Source organism: Irregularibacter muris, assembly GCF_024622505.1.
Lineage (GTDB): Bacteria > Bacillota > Clostridia > Eubacteriales > Garciellaceae > Irregularibacter > Irregularibacter muris.
This window is the reverse complement of the sequence record NZ_JANKAS010000012.1, coordinates 37,083-58,363: the sequence shown is the minus strand read 5'-3', so window position 1 is coordinate 58,363 and position 21,281 is coordinate 37,083. Positions and strand designations below refer to the sequence as shown.

At 36.2% G+C, this 21,281-nt stretch carries 14 protein-coding genes; 2 read left to right on the top strand and 12 right to left on the bottom strand.

Features of this window, described 5'->3' with window-relative positions; all coding sequences use genetic code 11:
• The first annotated feature begins 16 nt into the window (after window positions 1–16).
• Window positions 17–760 carry a peptidylprolyl isomerase gene (locus tag NSA47_RS12050; RefSeq protein WP_257532334.1) on the top strand — a complete coding sequence of 248 codons (744 nt, stop codon included), beginning with the start codon at window positions 17–19 and terminating at the stop codon, window positions 758–760.
• 63 nt (window positions 761–823) lie between these two features.
• Here NSA47_RS12050 and abc-f read toward each other — a convergent pair whose 3' ends face one another.
• Window positions 824–2,797, bottom strand: a complete 1,974-nt coding sequence (gene abc-f, locus NSA47_RS15465; protein ID WP_257532332.1) for a ribosomal protection-like ABC-F family protein — start codon at window positions 2,795–2,797, stop codon at window positions 824–826.
• 352 nt (window positions 2,798–3,149) lie between these two features.
• Window positions 3,150–3,296 (bottom strand): hypothetical protein, encoded by a 147-nt coding sequence (locus NSA47_RS12040; RefSeq protein ID WP_257532330.1) that lies wholly within the window; start codon window positions 3,294–3,296, stop codon window positions 3,150–3,152.
• A gap of 252 nt (window positions 3,297–3,548) precedes the next feature.
• Between NSA47_RS12040 and NSA47_RS12035 the strand changes: the two genes are divergently transcribed.
• Window positions 3,549–4,475 carry a DMT family transporter gene (locus NSA47_RS12035; protein ID WP_257532328.1) on the top strand — a complete coding sequence of 309 codons (927 nt, stop codon included), beginning with the start codon at window positions 3,549–3,551 and terminating at the stop codon, window positions 4,473–4,475.
• 79 nt (window positions 4,476–4,554) lie between these two features.
• Here NSA47_RS12035 and NSA47_RS12030 read toward each other — a convergent pair whose 3' ends face one another.
• The 10 genes from NSA47_RS12030 to addB all read right to left on the bottom strand — a co-directional run bounded on the left by NSA47_RS12030 (window position 4,555) and on the right by addB (window position 21,027).
• Window positions 4,555–5,400 carry a MetQ/NlpA family ABC transporter substrate-binding protein gene (locus NSA47_RS12030; protein ID WP_257532326.1) on the bottom strand — a complete coding sequence of 282 codons (846 nt, stop codon included), beginning with the start codon at window positions 5,398–5,400 and terminating at the stop codon, window positions 4,555–4,557.
• Window positions 5,401–5,474: 74 nt separating this feature from the next.
• A complete protein-coding gene (locus NSA47_RS12025) occupies window positions 5,475–6,284 on the bottom strand; it encodes a DUF169 domain-containing protein (RefSeq protein WP_257532324.1) in 810 nt (269 codons plus the stop codon).
• Between the two features lie 14 nt (window positions 6,285–6,298).
• Window positions 6,299–6,970, bottom strand: coding sequence for a methionine ABC transporter permease (locus NSA47_RS12020; RefSeq protein ID WP_257532322.1), 672 nt, complete (start codon window positions 6,968–6,970; stop codon window positions 6,299–6,301).
• Window positions 6,970–7,950: a methionine ABC transporter ATP-binding protein gene (locus NSA47_RS12015; RefSeq protein WP_257532320.1), complete on the bottom strand. Its 981-nt coding sequence runs from the start codon at window positions 7,948–7,950 to the stop codon at window positions 6,970–6,972. The genes NSA47_RS12020 and NSA47_RS12015 overlap by 1 nt, the downstream gene beginning before the upstream one ends.
• 450 nt (window positions 7,951–8,400) lie before the next feature.
• Entirely contained in the window at window positions 8,401–8,811 is a 411-nt protein-coding gene (locus NSA47_RS12010; protein WP_257532318.1) for a hypothetical protein, read from the bottom strand.
• Between the two features lie 28 nt (window positions 8,812–8,839).
• The gene (gene fakB, locus NSA47_RS12005; protein WP_257532316.1) at window positions 8,840–9,667 is read right to left on the bottom strand and encodes a DegV family protein; all 828 of its coding nucleotides are present in this window, start codon (window positions 9,665–9,667) and stop codon (window positions 8,840–8,842) included.
• A gap of 73 nt (window positions 9,668–9,740) precedes the next feature.
• The gene (locus NSA47_RS12000; protein ID WP_257532314.1) at window positions 9,741–12,842 is read right to left on the bottom strand and encodes an SbcC/MukB-like Walker B domain-containing protein; all 3,102 of its coding nucleotides are present in this window, start codon (window positions 12,840–12,842) and stop codon (window positions 9,741–9,743) included.
• Window positions 12,805–14,046 carry an exonuclease SbcCD subunit D gene (locus NSA47_RS11995; RefSeq protein ID WP_257532312.1) on the bottom strand — a complete coding sequence of 414 codons (1,242 nt, stop codon included), beginning with the start codon at window positions 14,044–14,046 and terminating at the stop codon, window positions 12,805–12,807. Before NSA47_RS11995 ends, NSA47_RS12000 begins: the two co-directional genes overlap by 38 nt.
• Window positions 14,043–17,648: a helicase-exonuclease AddAB subunit AddA gene (gene addA, locus NSA47_RS11990; RefSeq protein WP_257532310.1), complete on the bottom strand. Its 3,606-nt coding sequence runs from the start codon at window positions 17,646–17,648 to the stop codon at window positions 14,043–14,045. The genes NSA47_RS11995 and addA overlap by 4 nt, the downstream gene beginning before the upstream one ends.
• Window positions 17,629–21,027: a helicase-exonuclease AddAB subunit AddB gene (addB, locus tag NSA47_RS11985; protein WP_257532308.1), complete on the bottom strand. Its 3,399-nt coding sequence runs from the start codon at window positions 21,025–21,027 to the stop codon at window positions 17,629–17,631. Before addB ends, addA begins: the two co-directional genes overlap by 20 nt.
• Between the last annotated feature and the right edge of the window lie 254 nt (window positions 21,028–21,281).

The window sequence follows — 21,281 nt, the reverse complement described above, 5'->3', positions numbered from 1 at the left end:
AAGAAGGAGCGTTTATATGGAAAATAATAAGGTATTAGCCAAGGTGGGCACTCGAGAAATTACTCAAGAAAACTTGAATTTCTTTTTAAAAAGTCTTAATCCCCAGGTAGCAGCTCAGTTTTATTCAGAGGAAGGACAAAAGCAATTATTGGATGAAATGATCAATCAGGAATTGCTTTATCTTGATGCTCTAGATAAAGGATTGGAGAAACATGAGGCATACCAAGTAGAAGTAGAAAATTTAAAAGAAAATCTTTTAAAGCAATATGCTGTCAATCAATTATTAAAAGATATTCAAGTTTCTGATCAAGAAGTTGAGGGTTTCTATCAAGACAATAAAGATCAATTTGTTAGCCCTAAAAGCATAAAGGCTAGTCATATTCTTGTGGATGATAAAGATCATGCTGATCAAATCATAAAAGAGATAGAAGAAGGATTAAGCTTTGAAGAAGCTGCCCAAAAGTATTCTAATTGTCCTTCTAAGGAAAAGGGCGGAGATTTAGGTTTCTTTAGCAAGGGGCAAATGGTACCAGAATTTGAGGAAGCAGCTTTCAATATGGAACTAAATAAAGTAAGCCAGCCTATTAAAAGTGAATTTGGCTACCATATTATTAAAGTTAACGAAGAAAAAGAAGAAGGATCAAAATCCTTAGATGAAGTAAAATCCCAAATCCAAAATCAATTGACCTCTCAAAAACAACAGGCCGTTTATTTTGAAAAGGTAGAAGGATTAAAAGATAAATATAAAGTAGAAATGTAAGAAAAAAGGGGGTGTTGGCCCATGATCTGTGTCAACACCCCTTAAAATTTAACCAAAATGCATCTACTCCAATTCAATCCATTGCTCAAGAAGATGGTCAATATGTTGTTGAAGATCTTTTTTTTGATTGTAGATTTCACAAAGCTTATCATAATCCTCAGAATTTTCTTGGAGCTCACCCTCTATATTTTTTATCCTTTCTTCAAGCTTCTGGATTGTTTCTTCAAGATTTTTCTTTTTATTTTCCCTTTCCTTTTCCTCTGTTCTATTGTTGACCATTGCATTACTTTTTCTATTTTTATTGCCTTCTATCTTCTTTTTATGATTGACTTCCTTTGTATATGTTTCTAGTTTTTCCTCTTTTCTTTTTTCTACATAATCATCATAATTCCCCTTATATCCTATAAGTCTTCCATCCCTTAATTCCACTATTTGGCCAGCGATTTTATTGACAAAATATCTGTCATGGGAAACAAAGAGTAGGGTTCCCTCAAATTCCATAAGAGCCTGTTCTAAAACCTCTCTAGAATTAATATCCAGATGATTTGTGGGTTCATCTAATAGGAGTAAGTTTATATCCTGGTGCATTAACTGACAAAGTTTCAATCTACTTCTCTCTCCTCCGGAAAGATTGCCTACCTTTTTAAATACATCTTCATCATAGAATAAAAACCTTGCCAAGATACTTCTTCCTTGCCCCTCTAATACAGATACACCCTCTCTAAAGCTCTCCAGTACAGTATGTTCTTCATTTTTAAATGTGACATTTTGATCTAGATAGCCAATCTTTACATTGGCTCCTATCTTGATATTGCCTTCATCCTCCCTATACTGAGAAAAATCATTTGTAGGGTCTACTGAAATATTTTTTGAGCCCTCTGCATTCCTTATATATTTACCTAAAATCATCTTTAAAAGTGTAGATTTCCCACAGCCATTATTCCCGATTAATCCTATTCTATCTAGATATCTTAGATGCAAATCACTCTTTTGAATCAGCACCTTATTTTCAAAGGCTTTAGTGACCTCAGAAATAAGGATAACATCCTTACCACTTCTTTTGCTTTCATGGAAGGATAAGTCCATTTTATTTTTTTCTACTCTAGGTTTCTCTACTTTATCTATTCTCTCTATTCTTTTTTCCATATTTGCAATCTTCTTAAAAAACCTGGGATCTCCCGACCTAGTGCCCCAATCTCTAAATCTTTTTATGGCTTCTTCCATTGTCTTTATTTTTCTCATCTGTTGTTTATAGTCTTCCAATCTGTCTAAGATCCTTCTCTCCTTTTCATCCACATAATAGGAATAGTTCCCTAAATATAATTCACTCTTTCCCTCTTCAATTTCAATAATCTTAGTAACCACTCGGTCTAAAAAATATCTATCATGGGAAATGATGATTACCGTTCCCTTGTATTCATTAAGAAAATTTTCAAGCCACTCAATGGCTTCAAAATCTAAATGATTGGAAGGTTCATCTAATAAGATTATTTCTGGACTTTCCAACAAAATTTTCCCTAGCATTACTGTATTTTTTTCTCCTCCACTTAGCAGTGAAAGCTTTTTATTTAAAAATTCCTCATTGAAATGTAATCCTGCTGATATTCTACTAACTTTTTCTTCTATATCGTAGCCTCCCCTTGTTTCAAAATCCTGCTGAAGATGCCCATATCTATCCATTATCCTTTCTAGTTCTTCACTTTTAATGGTGGTCATTTCATATTCTAGTTTGTTCATCTCTCTTTTAAGATGGAATATTTCTTCAAAGGCCGTATGCAAAACATCTATGACGGTATACTCCTCTGGATATACAGGTATTTGTTCTAAGAATCCTAACACTGCGTCCTTTCTTATGGTCAAATTTCCACCATTATAATTCTCCTCACCTGCTATAATCTTAAATAGGGTTGTCTTTCCCGATCCATTTTGTCCAATTAGGCCTATTCTTTCTCCTGTTTTTACCTCAAAGGCAATATCTTCAAGGACTTTATTAGCACCATAGTATTTTTCTAAATTCTTTATGCCTATTTCAATCACATTAATTCCTCCTTATATTTTTCCATTTTACATTTCATCCTTCTTTTTAAGCGTAGATTTTAATAGGGAAACAAGTTAAAATCTTAATAAAAATTGCACCTTCCTTTTATTAAGAAACGAAGTTATTTCCCTAAAACAATAAAAAGCTCGAGCAATGGTTTTGCTCGAGCTTTTTAAAAGATAGATTTTCTTAGAAAATAGAAATTAAATTTTCTTTTGATTCTTAGATAGATTTAGATCCTAAGAATAAAAATGCAAAACTCGAGCAAATAAATCCACCCGAGTTTTTTATGCAAATAAAAAACCAGATAAGGAAGCCTCATCCGGTTACATTCTTCATTTATAGAGATGCTTAACAGATGGATTCATTAGCCTTGGTTAACATAATATTTAATTTTGGACACACTTCACCTGTAAACTGGTTATTTACATGGGTTATTCCAGATAATGCCATTGGAAGTCTATCCAAAATTCTGTTCACCAATTGCTCTTTTACCATCTTTACACCTCCTGTAATAAATTTTATAGTATTTACACTCTATATCTATCATATCTTATTTTTAAAACTGTTGCAATATGTTAAAATTCCTTTTCCCAGTTAGATAAAGACTCCAGAAATCTTCCAATTATCCAAAGCTTTATATGAATATTCATTAATTTGTAATATAATACAGATACTATGTTCTCGATTTCACATAGCAATTCTTTACTGTCTTTAACTTACCTATTACATCATGAAAGGATGATGATCTTGAATTGTTCACCATCTTCAAAGGGTTATTTTTTTGTTGCAATTTCTGGAGCTTTTTTTGGTCTCAGTGGCATATTTGTTGAATCCCTATCGGTTTATAATATCTCTACACCATTAATGGGATTTTTCCGTCCCTTCATTTCCTTTATTCTATTTTTACTATATCTTCTTTTTAAAAATAGAGAATACTTAAAGATAGATGGAAAAGGATTACTATTTATCGCTCTTTTAGGTTTTGTATCCCAGACCTTATTTAATCGTTTTTACTTTTCTACTATAGAAAAAACCACTATTACCACTGCTGTTGTCCTGCTCTATACAGCACCAATTTTTGTCATTGTGATGGCTAGGATTCTATATAAGGAATTGCTTACCCTGCCCAAAATCGTGGCCCTGATTGTTTCAGTATCGGGATGTTTTTTGACAGCAACGGGAGGATCTTTGGAGGTATTAAAGCTCAATAGCACAGGATTATTATTTGGATTAGGTGCTGGATTTGCCTTCGCCCTTCTGCCCATAATTAGTAAAAACCTTACTAAAAGATATCATTATTTAACTATTGCTTGTTATACCATGGGGTTCGGTGCGCTTTTTAGCCTTCTTTTCATTAATCCAAGGGAAATCTTACTAATAGACTATAATGCAAAAGTATTGGGGAATCTTATTGCTCTAGCGCTTTTCCCCAACGCCCTTGCCTATTTATTTTATACTATTGGCATGTCCTATGATATACAATCTTCCAAAGCCAGTATTATAAATACAGTAGAAGTTCCTGTGGCTGTATTCACATCCTATATATTTTTCCGGGAAGATATATTTGGAGTAAAATTATTAGGTATACTATTGGTTATTCTTTCAGTGGTTATGATTGAATATGGAGAACAATTTCTACTTTCCATGCAGAAAAGAGAAAAGTCCATTTTATAAAAAGGCAATAATATATGGAGAAAGATTCACAAATTTTTGTGGATCCGTCTCCATATGTGTATTCTCTTTCAGGGTATATTTATTTCATGTCTGAAAACAATATATATGCTCCTTGGAAGATTTCATTGAATTTTTCTTTATATTCTTCAGTTTGGGTGACTTTCATAACATCTTGCACCCATTTTGCATCTTCATTTCCTTTGTTAACCACCAAACTTGTTGGGTAGTTGACATGTTTTCCGTCTTCTGCAATATAGGAATATGCATCAATGCCCGCATTTCTCATAACACTGGTAAATGCAATGGAGCCATCTGCATCTTGAAAGGAGGAAGCTGTTGCAGTGGTTTCTACTTCTACCAATTGAATATTCTTTGGATTTTCTTCAATATCAAGAATTGTATAAAACTCACCTTTCTTTTCCCCTAGCTTAATAAAACCTAATTTTTGTAAAAATTCTAAGGATCTTTCCATATTACTTGGATCATTAGAAACAATAATGCTTGCATTATCAGGAATTTCTTCAATACTATCATGCTTAGCAGAATAAAAACCAAATAAAGAAGCATACATATAGGGTTCCACCATCACTAATTCAGAATTATTTTCATTATTGAACGTATTTAGCCATGGAAGATGATTTAATATAAGACTATCAATGTCTCCATCTTTTAGTGCAATCGCAGGTAGATTGTTGCCATCAAAAACCTTCACTTCTACATGATAGCCCATGGGTTCCATCAATGTAGCTATTTCTTGAACTGCCGGCTCATTTAAAGGCATACAACCGATGGTAAATTCTTTTTTGTTGGACGTTTCTGATTCTACCGGTGTTGAGCCTCCTGTATTGGAAGTACATCCTACAAATAGTACAGTGGTAAAAGCTACAACAAGTAGTAATATCACTATTTTATTTATTTTTCTCATTGTTAAATTCCTCCTAAAATGATATTCATAGGGCTGATAAATTGCTTTTATGAAAAAACACTTTGATTTCTGCTTTAATCTCTTTTTTCTACCCGTCCTCCTTTATAGGCATTATCATCATAATTATGGTTATATTTTATTTCTAGCTGGTTGGTAAACTCCTCTTGTAAAAGCTTTTCTGCAATTTGCTCTTTCTCTGCATTGCGTTCTAAGGGGTTCACTGTATTTTTCAATCCTTCGACTACCTCCAAATATAGCCGAAAGGGCATTCCAATAGCCATTTCGTCCTTCTTCCATCGGGCTAACATTCTTGTGCCCGAACACAAAAGGGACAGGTTAAGCTGGTTTTCTTCATAGGGTAAGGATGTACATTCTTGACATATGGCCGACATTCCTGAAAGTTTTATATTTGTGGCATGGCCATTTTTGTAAGAGTATCCTTGTACAATTCTCATTCCATTAAAGGGATTACAAACAATAATCACAACATCAGGCTCTGTATCAAAAGCTTCTAATGGCATCACGGCAACACCATAGGCCTTATGCTCGCAAAACACCATATTTTTAGATATATTCCTACATACACCTAAGTCTCGATAAGCTCCTTGGTAAAATCTTCTTCTTCCTGAAATAGCCTCTTGGATTGTTTCTTCTAGTCCTAAAGCCATAGCTCCACCCATGCATGCACTATGTCCCCTATGAATTTTCTGGGAAATCCCATCTCCAGCCCTTTTTACTACTGTACAATAAGACATGCGATTCTTATTTTCTGAGGCAGGAAATGCATCATAATCTTCTCTTGTAAGTAAAAATTTTATTCCTACAGGTTTTCTCTCTAATTGCAACAAAATATTCAACCACTTTGCACTCTCTTTAATGATCATCAATACACCTCCTTTTATAGAAACTTTTTATAAAACAAATCTCCTATAAATTGCGTGATATTCACCAATAAAAGTAAAATGAAAACTGACATATACAATACGGTATTATTAAAACTCTGAAATCCATAGGTAAGGGCCACGGCTCCTAACCCCCCGCCTCCAATAGCAGCCGCTATGGTTGTTGCAGAAATATAATTTACTGTTGCCAAGGTCATGATGGATATGATGGAAGGCACAGACTCCTTCATAATCACTCTAAAAATGATTTGAAGATTATTAGCACCAAAAGAACGTGCCGCTTCAATTAATTGCTTGTCCACCTCTAAAAAGCTATTTTCAAGTAGCCTAGCAATAAAGGCTGTAGCTGCTATGGATAAGGGAACCACAATGGCCTTTTCTCCAATAGTTGTTCCAATAATCATTCGTGTAATAGGTCCCATTGCCACAATGAGGATTAATATTGGAAAAGAACGTATAGTATTTACTAGAAAATTAAGTAGACTATAAATCCTTCCTTTGGGGTTTAATCCATTGGGCCCGTATAAGGTAAGAAATATAGCTAAAACAAAGCCAAAAGCAATTCCAATAATCATGGTACTCAAGACCATTCTTATGGTGATAAAAGTGGAGGGAATAATCAGTTTTTGTAAATAATATAGGATAGATTCTATAAGCTCTCCATTCATTATTGATCCACCTCCGCATCTTGGGGAAATAACTCCCGCCACATGATATCCTTATGTATCAAATATTTTTTTATATTTTCAGCATATTTTGAATCTACTTTAATAACAACAGAGTTAATGGAGTTTTCATCCAGACTCTCTATTTCACCACCAATAATGGAAAAATCTATCTCTAGTTCCCGGGCTAATTTCGTTAGGATTTGATCATTACCTCTTGAATAAAAGATTTCAATACTTCTTTCATTTTTAGACAAAACAATTTCTTTGTTGCCCAGTAGATTGATTAAAGCCTGAGGACGTTGAGTAAAAATTTTGTCCGTGGTTCCCATGGCCTCAATGGTTCCATTTTCTACGATAGCTACATGTTTACATATGCTTCTAAGTACGGACATTTCATGGGTTACTACAATGATTGTAATACCTAACTGTGCATTTATTTCCCGTAATAAATCCAAAATAGCCTTTGTACTTTTAGGGTCTAATGCAGAGGTTGCTTCATCACACAATAGTACTTGGGGATCCATTGTAAGTGCCCGAGCAATGGCAACTCTTTGCTTTTGCCCCCCTGATAACTCCCGTGCTTTACTATGAATTTTTTCAGGTATTCCAACTAACTCTAAAAGTTCCTTTATCTTTTTATCTATTGCTTTTTTCTCATATTTCCAACATTTCATAGGTAGTGCGATGTTTTCATATACACTTGCCCTACTTAGCAAAGAAAAGTTTTGAAAAATCATACCGGTGTTTTTTCTGAAAACTCTCATCTCTTCATGATTAAGAGAGCCTACATCTATGTCCCCTACTTTTATGGTCCCTAGATCAAAGGTTTCAATGCCATTAATACATCTTAATAAAGTGGATTTGCCTGCACCACTTCTTCCAGCAATACCAAAGATGGATCCATTTTCTATGGTAAGGTTTATTCCTTTTAACACCTCTATATTTTCATATGATTTTGTCAAAGCTTTTATCTCAATCATTTATATCCCCGCCTTGCATCATTTTACTCCCTTTAGTACAATACATCAGACTATATTTCGACAAAAAACACTGTGTATAATCTAACACAGGGATGAAAAGTAATCCAATTGTTTTTTTGAATTGATAAAATTTTCATATAATATTTTCTTATAACTCTTTATCTGCATCGGTTAGTTCACCTCTGGTTCACCGAGGATTCTCTATTCATTCATTAAAATCCTTATTAAAAATAAGGCATGGATAACCCATGCCCACTCAAGGTAAACCGAATCTAATTGGAACATCCTCCTCACAGGGCCAATCCGTGGATCAAAGTCTATGAGCTTCTTAAAACCTCAAGGAATTATACTGTCAGCTTGATGATATGTGATAAGGAAACAGAATTTGTGCATGCATAAATTTTTTGCACCTTTCATTCCACGGATAACAAAAACTCCCTAGAGAGCTCTCTAGGGAGTTTTTGCCTTCTTTATTGTTTTCAATAGCTTTTTTATCAAAATAATAATCCCCTTATAGAGGAGATATATACCAAATAACCATAAAAATCCCCATAAGCCTGCTACAACATCCCCAAATTCCATGTTGCCACTTCCAGTAATTTTTTGCTGAATTTCAATGGCAAATACAATGACAATAAGTACTGTAAATGTATAGGCAAAGGAAATGATAGAGATATTTAGACGAGCTAAGGCCTTAAAGGATAAATCAGTAAATAAAAATATAAGTATCCCTATAATACCAATAATCCAAAAATGCAATTGTTTATCTGTAAGATTCCATCCAAATTTCAGAATAATATCCGCTAATAGATCGTGGAATAAATCTACAATAGAGGATAGTGCTTTTAATGCTTCTACCATAATATGATCACCCTAAAACCCCTTATTTTTACCAAAGATAACAAGCACCCATGGCCTTAGGCCCTAAGTGGGCACCTATAACTGGCCCTAGAACCTCCAGCTCTACCTTTGCCTGGGGATGCCTTTCCTTTATCACGGCTTGTAGTTCTTTAGCTCCCTCTTCATTGAGTATATGGGGGATATAGACATATTTGACCTCTTGGGGAATATTGGCTATCAGCATATCCAAGGCTTTTTTCTTCCCTCTGGCCTTACCTACTGTCTGTAGTATTCCATCCTCCAGTTGAATAATGGGCTTGATATTTAGTAAAGATCCTACCACCGCTTGGGCTGTGGATAGTCTTCCCCCTCTTTTTAAATATTCTAAGGTATCCACAGTGAGATAAATACCCATTTTCCTTTTTTGTTCCTCTAAGTAGTGTAGAATTTCCTGTCTAGTTTTTCCTTCATTGGCCAGTTTTTGCGCCTGAATAACCATATGTTTTAATGAAGCTACAGAGGTTTGGGAGTCCACTACAGATATTTTTTCTGCATCGATCATCTCCGCTCCGATAATTGCACTATTGTATGTTCCACTTAATTTTGAGGAAATGGTGATAGCAATAACTTCCTTCCCCTGATCTATTGCCTCTTGAAAAACTGCGGCAAAGGCACCCGTGGGTGGTTGGGAAGTGGTGGGAAAGTCTTGGGATTCCTTTAATGCATTAAAAAACTTCTCAAACTCTCCTGGCAATCCTTCGTCATCTTCTTTTCCTTGGAAATTAACCATTAAGGATACTACTTTTATATTATAATTTTTAATTTCTTCCTTGGTTAGATAAGCAGTACTATCTGTTACAATCTGAATATTGCTCATAGAGCACCTCCTTAATCTATTAGTACTATACTATCAGGTACTATACTATCATGTAAATACTTATATCTGTTTTTTAGCTCATTTCCATTTTCACTTTAGTACCATTCATACCAGCTACCGCAGGAGATACCATGAGCCTTCTAGGGATACGTTGTTTTAATTCATCTACGTGGCTGATCAGGCCCACACTTAATTTTTCTGAATGAAGTCTTTCTAGGGAATCCATGACCACTTCCAATAGGGAACTATCTAAGGTTCCAAACCCTTCATCCAAGAAGAAAAATTCTAGAGGGGCCCTCCCCTTTAACTGTATATGGGAGGACAGGGCTAAGGCTAAGGATAGGGAAGTCAAGAAAGTTTCTCCTCCCGATAGGGTTCTCGTACTTCTTCTTACCCCACCATTAAAGTCATCCCTCATAATAAAGTTCCCTTGGTCATCTAGCTCTAAAGCATATCTTCCTCGTGTTATTCTTTTTAGTTCTCCAGAGGCTTCTTTGGCTATATATCTTAATTGCCGTAGGGAGATAAACTCTACAAATTTGTTGCCTTGAAATAGTCTATTGATTTCTTCAATTAATCCCTGTTTATGCTCTAAATCCTTTTGCTGTTTTTGTAGCTTTTGTAATTTCTTTAATTGTTCTGCCATAGTATCTGCTTGGGTTTTTCTTTCAACCAATAAAGCTTTACCTTCTTCTAGATTTTGATTGATCTGCTGTCTTTTTTCTAATAGATTTTCCCATTGCTCTTGGGTAATGGAGTTGCCCTCCATGTGCTTTTCTAGTCTTTCCATATTATCCTTAATTAAACCCAATTGATGCTGATGTTGCTCGATGATTTCTTGTAGTTTTTTTCGTTCTTCTATGGATTTAAAAGAGTTTATCACTTCTTCTACATCACTAAAATCATTGTCCACAAGGGCTTGCTGAAGATTCTCTTCTATGGATTCTTGAAACTCATGCAGTTGAGATAAGATATCTTGTAAACCTCTTTGATCCTTTTCCAATTCATTTTTATAGTTACTTTTTTCATTGTACTCCTGCTCTATTCTTGTAAAAAGTTTTTTCATTTGATCTATTTCTCTGGACACGTTGTCCATTTCCTTTTGGGGACTGTTTTTTCCACATACTTTTTCTATGTCCCTTTGCAAATCTTTGATGAGATTTTGTCTTTCAATTATGCTCTGTTGTATTCTGGTTAGCTGAGTATTTTCTGCATAAAGTTTTTCTTGCAGCTGTCTTTGCAAAATCTCCTGTTTTTCTTTGCTCTCCTGTAAGGTTTTTATTTCCCTTTGAAGTTTCTCATCTTGTTGTAGCTTTTTATGATATTCCTGCACCTTTATCTCTATGTTTTTTGTCTTGAATTTGTCCTTATATTGTTCATATTGTTTTTCTAGTCCATCTCGTTCTTCCTTGGCGGTCTGTGCTTCTCTTTCTTTTTCTTGGACTAATCTTTCTCTCCCGTAAATATCCTGAAGGATTTTTTGTTGTGTAAGAAGGATTTTTTCTTTTTGTTCTTTCAAGGTCTCTATACTTTTCTCTAGATTTTCCTTGTATTGCTCTAGTGTATTTATCTCTTGATTTTGGGGATAGTCGGCTTTTTGGGGGTGATGTAAAGAACCGCATACAGGACAGCTTTGGTTGTCTTCCAGGGATTTTGCCAATAAAGCCGCCATATTTTGATATTTTCTCTCTTCTATTTGGTGCTGTATACTGGTCTGCTGCCTCTCACTTTTTTGTATTTTTTCTTCTAATTCCTGTAAAGCTCCCTGTATTTTCTTCTCTTCTTTCCTTAAAGGATAAAGATATTTTTCCTGGCTGACTTGTATGTATTTTATTAAGTCTTCATGGTTTTTCAGTATTTTTTTATATTGTTTTTCTATATCATAGGCCTGGTAAAGTTTTTCTCCGTATTCTGGGGAATGACGCCCCTTTTCCCTTTGCTCCTGCCTTTCCACAACTTTTGTAGTTAACTGATCTAACTGCTCGATAAGATGTTCAATTTCATCTTCTCTCTGTTTTAAAATAAGGCTTAACTCTTCTTCCTGTTGGGTTAGTTTCTTCCATTCCCTCTCTAGGATGTTTTTCTTATGGCTTTGTTTTATAGCATTTTCCAGATTTATCTTTTTATTGACCAATAGAGGAAGATGATTTTCTTTTTTCTCTTTTTGTTGTTCCCATTTTTCTTTTAGGGTATCTAGAGATGTAACCAGTTGTTGATATTGCCTTTGGACTCTCTGTAGATCTTGCTCTCTATTTTTTATTTTATTTTGGGTTTCCTGATGGCTTTTTATATAGGGTTGTATGTTTTTGGCTCTTTGAGCCAATTCATATTGTTTTTTATAGTCCTCTATGGTGTCCTGGTTTTGATCTAATTTTTCTTTTTTTACCTGATAGCCTTTATATTCTTCTTGCAATTTCCATAGGGCATGGGAGGTTTCATACTTTTTTTCTATTTGCTTGGCTTGTTCTGCTAAATGGATTTTCTTCTCTTCCAGGTCCTTTATCTCCTGCTTTAGAGCCTGAAAAGCCCCTTGGGATATTCCATCAAAATGTTGTAACTGCCCTTGAATAACCATGAGCTCACTATCTACCTTATTTTTGTGGTCTCTTATCTTTTTTGTCAATCGGCCACCATATTCCTGTAAGGCAAATATTCTCTCCAGCATATCTCTTTTGTCTCTCCCACTTAGTTTCAAGAAATCACTAAAATTTCCCTGGGGCAGTACAACCGATCTGGTAAAATCATTACAAGTAAGGCCTAGTATTTCCCCTACTTTATTGTTTACTGCATTCACTTTTTCTCCTAATACAATAGGGTTATCTTGATCTGTGATATCACATAGTTTTACAATGTGGGTATTTACACTGCCATTTTTATCTTTTTTATAGCATCGCTGTACAAAGTAAGTTCTTTTATCTTTTTTGTTGCCGATCTGGAACTCATAGTAGATGTCCGCCTTGTCACTATGGCTGTTGACTACTCCTGACAAATCCCTTCCTGCCCGGGGAATCTCTCCATAAAGAGCTAGGGTGATGGCATCGAGGATAGTAGATTTTCCACTGCCTGTGGGACCAAATATCCCAAATAGTCCCACCTCGGTAAGCTCAGAAAAATCTATAGCCTGTTCCTCCATAAAACTATTTAGACCCTGAATCTTCAACTGCAATGGTTTCATCTTTCTCCCCCTCTTCCCCTATGATGTTGGAAAACATCTCCAAAACTTCCTCACTGACCTCTGTCTTTTTTTCATAAAGGTAAAAGCTCTTAAATAAATCCATAATGTTCAAATCAGTGATATCCTCTAATTCTTCTATCTCCCTTTCTTCTGTAGTAAGGAGGGGGCGTATTTCTACAATATCCCTTCGAATATCCTTCAAGGCCTTGAGCTCACTCCTCGTGAGAATTCTATCTGTCTTGATTTCTAAATACACCCAAATGTCTTTTTCCGCTTCTTTTTCACAACGTTCTAAGGCCTCTTCAATATTTGCACATTTCCAAACCTCGATGGGTTTATAGTTTTTTAAATAATAGGGTTGTACCAAAGGCTCTTGGCCTGGTTCTACATCCACTATATAAACACATTTACTATAGTTAATCTCACTTTTGCTATATTGTAGGGGGGAGCCACTGTAATAGGCGGAACTCACCGCCCCCCGTACCGGTTGAGGTCTATGTAGATGACCTAGGGCAGTGTATTGGGCAGGAGGAAGGGCAGAGCAGTCTACTGCAAAACTCCCCCCTAATTGTATTTGTCTTTCTGAATCGCACTCTTCTCCTCCTATCATATAGAGATGAGACATGGCTAAATTAATGGTATCTTTTCGATAATGCTGGGAAAGCTCCTCAAAGATCTGTTTTACTCTTTGAGAGTAAGATAGTCTCATTTCTTCTTCATCACTACTATAGGTTAAAATCTCATTAAGCCTTTTTTCGCTGGGATAAGGCAAAGTAATGGTGACAATTTCTTGGCCTTGAATAATGATCTTTACATACCCTTCCCCTGCCTCTGTAATGCTAAAATTTCCATAATCCCCCAGGGCAGCCACACTCTTGGGCGTACCTAAAAGAATAATGCCCTGCTCATAGGCCAGGGGGCTAGCAGCCGTTAAGCGGTCAGGACTATCGTGATTGCCTGCAATGACAATAATCGGGCGTTTCCCATAGTTGGATAGTTTTTTCATGCTTTGATAAAACAATTTCTCTGCTGCCGCAGGAGGGTTGGGCGTATCATAAATATCTCCTGCCAATAAAATCAATTCTATATTTTCCCTTTCCACAATCTCTATGAGTTCTTCTAAAAATAATTCCTGTTCCGGTAGACGGCTAAATCCCTCTAGGGTCTTCCCTAGATGCCAGTCCGAAGTGTGCAAAATTCTCATCGTGATACTGCCTCCTCTCCGTAGAATAAATAAAGGTAACATTCCTTCACTTTTTTTCCATGGATTTTTTCTAAGGCCTCTTTGTACAATTGTATTTGAGGGCTATAGTTTCTAATGATCTTCTCCTTAACCTGCTGATTAGGATAAAAATCTGTTTTATAATCAATAAGCACCAATTCATCCTCTTCTTGAAAATAACAATCTATTACCCCTTGGATCAATATTTCCTCCTGGCAAGTTTGTATTCCTTCTATATTTTCCAACACTTCTTTTGCGTCTTTTACTAGGTTGAAGGCTACTTCTCTCTCTACCCTCGAAGAGGCAAGCATTCTTCTTCCTAAAGAGGAATGGAAAAATCTGAGTAATTTATCTATATCCACCGCCTGAACTTCACTTTCTCTGATGAGTTCCCGAGACACCATGCTTTGTATTTGCAACTTTATTTGTTCTTTGCTTTCTACTGCATGTAGATCCAGATGTTGTAACACAAAGTGCATGGCAACACCCTTTTCCTGGCCTGTAAGAACCTTTGTCCCCTCCATAAAGGTTGGCCTAGCTGTCATCATGGGAATATTCACTCCCAAGGCTTCTGTCCTCTTACTTTCTCTACTGTTTTTTACATCGGTTACTGACAGTTTGGATGGAAGTTTACTTGCCATTTCATTTTGATAGCTCCAATCTAAACGTTGGAAAATATTTGATGGGTCAATATCCCCATCTCTTTCATCCAAGGAGAAGTTTTGCAATTGATTTAGCAATTGTTTTTTGTCCTGTTGTTTTTGTCGTTCTTCTGCCACAATATCTTGGGGATGGTAGCAATTGATCTCCCATTGGGAGGGGTCTTCAATATATTTTTCCTCTCCCCAGTGAATCCCTCCCATTTCTCTTAAGCTCTCTCCTTGGGCATGTCGCAAGACCACAGGGCCTATCCAATCCAGAAGATTTTTTGCTCTGGAAAAGCTCAAAGTGTCCATGGTCCTACCCCATTTAGCAATTCGATCAGGTAAATTCCTTAAAGAACCCACCATAATAAGTTTATCCTTGGGCCTAGTAAGAGCGACGTAGAGAATACGCATTTCCTCTGAAAGATTCTCCATTTTCATTCTGTTTTTCATGGCGATTTTGGCAATGCTTTCATGATAAATTCTACTTTCATAGTTGATATAATTAGGCCCCAATCCTAGATCTTTGTGAAATAAAATAGGCTTATTGGTGTCCTGAAGGTTAAAGTTTTTTCCCATGCCCGCTAAAATAACCACAGGAAATTCTAAGCCTTTACTCTTATGGATGCTCATCATACGCACTACATTGTCGTTTTCCCCTAGGATTTTGGCTGTACCCATATCTCCACTGGAAGACTTTAGTTGATCCACAAAGGAGATGAAATGAAAAAGTCCCTTCATAGAGGTTTTCTGAAATTGTTGAGCCCGATCCATAAGAACTCGGATATTGGCTTGTCTCTGCATCCCTCCAGGCATAGCACCTATATAGTAGTAATAGCCTGTATCGATAAGAATTTTCCATAGAAATTCCTCAATGGGAATATAACGGGCCTGTTCCTTCCACTGGGCAAGTTTATCCAATACCTTTATGAGTTTTTCCTGCAAGTTGTCCTGATTATTCTCTATATATTCCTCTATGGCTTCATAAAAGGTAACCTCTGTACTATTCCCACGGATTTTGATCAATTCATGGGCTGTAAAATTAAAAATAGGGGACCTGAGCACACTCAGTAATGGAATATCTTGTCTTTTATTATCAATAATTTTTAATAAGTTCATAAAAACATTTACTTCTAGGGTCTCAAAATAGCCCGAATGAACATCTGCATAAGCAGGTATTCCCTGGGCAATAAAGGTTTCCATAAAGATTTGTGCCCAATTTTTTGTTGTTCTCAACAGCACCACAATATCCCTATATTGGATCCTCCTATATCCCCCCTGTTTTGCATCATATATCTCTTTTTCTAAGAGTTTTTGAATACGTTTTGCTACCCAATGACCCTCTATTTCTATATGATTCATATTTTCTATATCTTCTTGGTCCTCTAAGTCCTCTGGCAACGCTCCCTCATTTCTTTCAATAAGGTTTAACTCTATTTGAGGCTCTTCTATATCCTCGAAATTGCTGCCAAGATATAGGGAAGCTCTATCATCATAATCAATCTCTCCTAGCTCTTTTGACATTAGATGTCTAAAGATAAAATTGACTCCCTCTATAATTTCTTTTCGACTCCTAAAATTTTTACTGAGATCAATTCTTCTATTTACCCCTTCCTCTGTATCTAGAAAGCTTTCATATTTCCCTATAAATATAGAAGGGTCTGCAAGACGGAAACGATAAATACTTTGTTTTACATCTCCTACCAAGAACACATTGTTCTCCCTCTTTATTTTGTTGACAATGGTTTCTTGGATAAGGTTACTATCCTGATATTCATCTACAAAGATATAGTTGAATTTTTCTCTATACTCTCTGGCTGCCTCTGGATTTTCTAAAATCTTTAAGGCATAGTGCTCTAAATCATTAAAATCTAGTATACCTTTTTCTTGTTTTTTGAGGGCATAGCCTTCTCCAAAGGAAAGGGTAAGCTGGCAAAGGGATTCTATGTGAGGGTGAAGTTCCATTAATTCATCCACAAATTCCTTTGGACTTTTCACCAATAACTTATCGGTAATACTTTTAATGATCTCTTTTCCTTCATTGCGGAGATTTTTACAAGTCTCCTTTAAATCCTCCTCTACATCCTTTACCCTACCCAATCTTTGATGTTTTACCGACAAAAGACCTCTGTATAAGCTGTCCAAATCTTCTTCTAACTTTTCCAACAAGTCTTCTACCAATAGGAGATCATTTTCTATCATGGGGCCATATCCTTCTGGTCCCCCTGGCCTTTGGGCAATATCTTTTGCTTCCAGAAATAGTTTTTGGGCACCGGATAATTCTATCTTTAGTTGTGCTAATAGGTTCTTATACCAGGGACTATGATAAAATCCCTCTTCTCCCTGGGAAAAATCTTGTATCTTTTCCCTTAACCATTCTTCTGGATAGGGTTTGCTTTGTATAAAGTTGTCCAGCCCCAGCACCAGTTCCTTTAGCCCTTGGTCATCTCTATTTCCCCCATACATCTCCACTAAAGCCAAAAAGTCAGGAGAAGCTTTTTCATATTCCGTCTCAAAAATCTCCTCTAATACTTCCATCTTCAATAATTTTGTCTCTACCTCATCTCCTATACGAAATATAGGGTCAATATCGATGAGATGAAAATTCTTTCTAACGATCTCTATGCAAAAGGAGTGCAGGGTACTAATGGAGGCTCTATCTAATAACTGGATTTGCCTTCTAAGATGACTTTCCTTACCCAATCCCTTTTCTATAGCTTCAAACAAAGCCTTATTTATTCTTTCTCGCATTTCTCCGGCGGCGGCATTGGTAAAGGTGACAATGAGAAAACCATCAATATTTACTTCATCTTTTACCAATAATTGTATAATTCGTTCTACCAAGACTGCTGTTTTGCCAGAACCCGCTGCTGCCGACACCAATAGGTTTTTATTCCTACTGTCTATGGCCAATTGTTGGCTATCTGTCCATTGTACCATTTGCTCTCCCCCCCTGTTTTTCTCTTATTTTTTGTAGTATCTCTTGACTTTCTAGTTTTTGAATATGGTGATATTCATTATCTTCAAAGAGGGGATCAAATTGGCACACCGATGAATAAGAACAATATTCACAGGCGGTTTTATTTCCCTGTTTTACTGGGTGTATCTTAATATTTCCCCTGAGCATTTCTTCGCTAATTTCTTTTATTAAGGTTCTACAATGATCTAATACTTCAAAAAAGCCTTCTTCCTCTAATACAGAGGAGTTTTTATAGAATTCATCCTTTTGGGATAAGGCAACGGGAATAATGTGGGAGTGCTTATTGATGTCCCTATCCATGTTTCGTACGATATTCACATCCTTGAGAACTAATCCCCTCATTTTTAATTGTCTAGTTATCTGCTGTTCTACCTTCTCAATGACTTTTTCCTGGGACTCTATCATGGGATCATCAATCTTAAAATAGAATATCCCAGCAGGTTTAAGGGGTTTATCCTTAGAGGCTTTTTTGTATTGTAAGACCGCATCTAAATACACTATTAATTGTAAGGCAAGACCGTGATAAACCTCTGAAAGGCTAAACTCTTTGTTGCCAGACTTATAATCAATGATTTTAATATAGTCCTCTTCTTCTCCTTCTAGAATGTCTACTCTATCAATTCTGCCTTCAATAAATATTCTTTCTCCATCTGAGAGCTCTATCTCTATAGCAGGGAAAGGTGCATTTTTGCCAAAGGTCATTTCATGACCCAATAGGTCAAACTCCCCTTGTTTTAGATGGGTGGTTAGGGTCCATATGGCTCTTTTGCTTACCCTCTTTAAACGTTGTACCAAATGCTTATATCTATAGGTGCTTTCAAATACGCCCTCTCCATATAGAGGAATCATCTCATCAATGACCTGATCCATCACTTCATTACTAATTTCCCGATCAATTTCTCGCCAATCTAGATTTTTCTTTTTAAGCTGTTGGGTAAATATGGACATAGAATCGTGGAATACCATGCCAATATCTGGGGCTTGTATCTTGTACTCCTGTCTTTCCCTAGGTTTTAATCCATATTTAATAAAATGGGCAAAGGGACAGTTGACAAAACCCTCCAATCTGGAAACACTCGTATAAATAGGATATTGATATAAGGCTTTTGCCCTTTGGGCACCAATATCTTCCACTTGATTGGTGTGAAATAAGCCTTGAAGGATATTTTCTCTGGTATGTGTCCAACCAGATTGTTGGTAGTACCAACCGTAAACCTGCCACCACAAATCCTCCACGGGACTGCCGTCGGCATACAATCTCAGATTTTCTATCAAATGTTTAAAAGTGCTTTGAGCGGTGGACACCAGTTGAGTGTTCCCTTTTAGGGAATTTATTCCATCATTCTTTTCTCTTAGCTTAGGAAATATTTTTTTCACCCGATCAATCAATGAAGAAGGGCGTAGGGCTTTGCCCTCACCATTGGCTAAGGGATAGCTGAGCCACAAATATTCCCTTGGTTTGGATAGAGCGGAGTAAATAGCATACCTCTCTTGGGTAGAGCGAGTATCATGATCGGTGGCTAAATCCAGCCCCTGCTGCTTTAGCATCAATTTTTCCTCATTGGATAATATATCCTGATCCTCGATGCCCGAGGGCAAGATCCCATCGTTTATCCCTAGGACAAATAAAGCCTTTAGGTCATTGCTCTTGGTCCGCTGTATCTGCCCTACCAATACCTGGTCAAGGGTAGTAGGGATAATGCCTATTTCAAAGGAAGAAAATCCTGATTGTAGCACCGAGTAATATTCCCTTAGGGTTACCTGCTGTTCCCCTAATATCTCCACCAATTGATCAAAGGTCTCCATAACAATATTCCAGATTTGGGTATTTTCATTGACATAGTCATAAAGTCCCTGTTGTCTTAATTGATCAATCCACTGCTCCAATTTTTCTTTTAATCTCACATCTTCTAAGTAATGGTAAAGAATCTTTGTGATCTCTCCAAAGCTATGCTTTCCCTTAAGTTTCTTTTCCATCTTCATAAATGGTGTAATCAGTTTTTCTCTACTCTTATTCAACTCTTCTAATTTTTCTTCATCTCCCCATTTAAAAGCTTCCTTCCATCTTCTTCCCTGTATACCATATCTCAATAGATAATTTTCCAGCACTTCCACCTCCTCCATCTTTAGAGGAGTAAATCCGGTTTTCAAAAGTCGGGAAACCTCTCCAAAGGGATACCCCTTGATGATGGCTTCTAAGCTGGATAGGATGAACTCAATCATGGGATTGTTCATAATATTTCTTTTTTGGTCGAGAAAATAAGGAATCTTATTTTCCTCTAGAGCTCTTTTGAGCACACTGCCATAGGTCTCAAGATCATTGCATACCACTGCAATATCTCGCCATCTATAATTTTTTTCCCTTACTAGCTCTATAATTTTTGCTGCCATATATTCTATTTCCATATAGATATTGCTGCCTTGGAAGATTTGAATATTGTCTACTTTTTCCCTGTATTGACAGTAGGGATAGGAATATAATTGTTCTTCTAGATGATGAATTCTTTCGTCTATGTAGGAATTTTCCTTCAAATTTAAGTCGAGAAGTTCTTCTTTTATCCCGTTTATCTCTGCTTTTTCTCTAATTTTCTTAAAGACTTGACGGGGAATATGAAAGACTTCTCTATCATAACAATCTGGACGAGTATCCAAGGGTAAGGACAGGGTCACTCTCTTGGCAATTGTCATTAGCTTGCCTATAACATCCAAGCTTTGAACTGAGAAACTACTAAAGCCGTCAATCCAGATATAGGTATTAGACAAGAAATTAGCCTGATCCATTTTTTCCATAAGGAGTTGCAAGGTATCCTCATTATCCATATAGCTTCCTTGGGTTTTTTCGATAAAATGGTTATAGATGGTAAGGATATCCTGTAATTTTTCCTTCATCATACCTTCATCTAAATTTTCCACACTCTCCTGTAATTGCTCTGGATAAATGTTGTTTTTCTTTAAGTCGCAGAGAAGCTCTGTGAATTTTTCAATAAAGCCCTGCTGTTTAGATGTCTTCTGATATATAGATAACTGATCATTGATCTCATTAACAACTTTTCTGAGCATCATGTTTTTTCCCTGGGAGTTAATAGGGATTCTCGTTATGCCACCGGCCTCATGAAAAACATTGTGGGCCAGGCGACTAAAACTTAAAACTTCCACCCTCATAATTCCTGGTACTTGAAGATGTTTTATTAAATCTCTTTCTGCCTGTAGGGTAAATTGTTCAGGCACAATGAGGATAAGTTTTTCTGTCTGGGTTTTACTTAAAGTTCTTTTTATTTCATCAAAAACCCTGTAGGTCTTCCCCCTACCAGCTCTTCCCAATATATATCTAACTAGCATAACTTCACCTCATTTATAGACATTTTGATTCTATAGAAAATTATATCATATGTTCTCAAATTGATTGCAGGGCTTTTACGAAAGATACAATCTTTCCAAGCTTTCCCATAAAATATTTCCCTTTCTCCTTTTTACTTTAATATCCAGTTCGCATTTTTTTAATAACCAGGAAATCTTTGTAGAATATACTGTACAATATAATTAGGTCATATCAGTAAATCCTTATAAAATGAAGCTTAAATCCTATGGATAAA

Coding starts and splice junctions, on each gene's coding strand:
- NSA47_RS12010 (WP_257532318.1), bottom strand. CDS start 8,811: ATGGTAGAAGCATTAAAAGCACTATCCTCTATTGTAGATTTATTCCAC.
- NSA47_RS12050 (WP_257532334.1), top strand. CDS start 17: ATGGAAAATAATAAGGTATTAGCCAAGGTGGGCACTCGAGAAATTACT.
- NSA47_RS12020 (WP_257532322.1), bottom strand. CDS start 6,970: ATGAATGGAGAGCTTATAGAATCTATCCTATATTATTTACAAAAACTG.
- NSA47_RS12000 (WP_257532314.1), bottom strand. CDS start 12,842: ATGAAACCATTGCAGTTGAAGATTCAGGGTCTAAATAGTTTTATGGAG.
- fakB (WP_257532316.1), bottom strand. CDS start 9,667: ATGAGCAATATTCAGATTGTAACAGATAGTACTGCTTATCTAACCAAG.
- NSA47_RS12015 (WP_257532320.1), bottom strand. CDS start 7,950: ATGATTGAGATAAAAGCTTTGACAAAATCATATGAAAATATAGAGGTG.
- addA (WP_257532310.1), bottom strand. CDS start 17,648: ATGGTACAATGGACAGATAGCCAACAATTGGCCATAGACAGTAGGAAT.
- NSA47_RS12040 (WP_257532330.1), bottom strand. CDS start 3,296: ATGGTAAAAGAGCAATTGGTGAACAGAATTTTGGATAGACTTCCAATG.
- addB (WP_257532308.1), bottom strand. CDS start 21,027: ATGCTAGTTAGATATATATTGGGAAGAGCTGGTAGGGGGAAGACCTAC.
- NSA47_RS11995 (WP_257532312.1), bottom strand. CDS start 14,046: ATGAGAATTTTGCACACTTCGGACTGGCATCTAGGGAAGACCCTAGAG.
- NSA47_RS12025 (WP_257532324.1), bottom strand. CDS start 6,284: ATGATCATTAAAGAGAGTGCAAAGTGGTTGAATATTTTGTTGCAATTA.
- NSA47_RS12030 (WP_257532326.1), bottom strand. CDS start 5,400: ATGAGAAAAATAAATAAAATAGTGATATTACTACTTGTTGTAGCTTTT.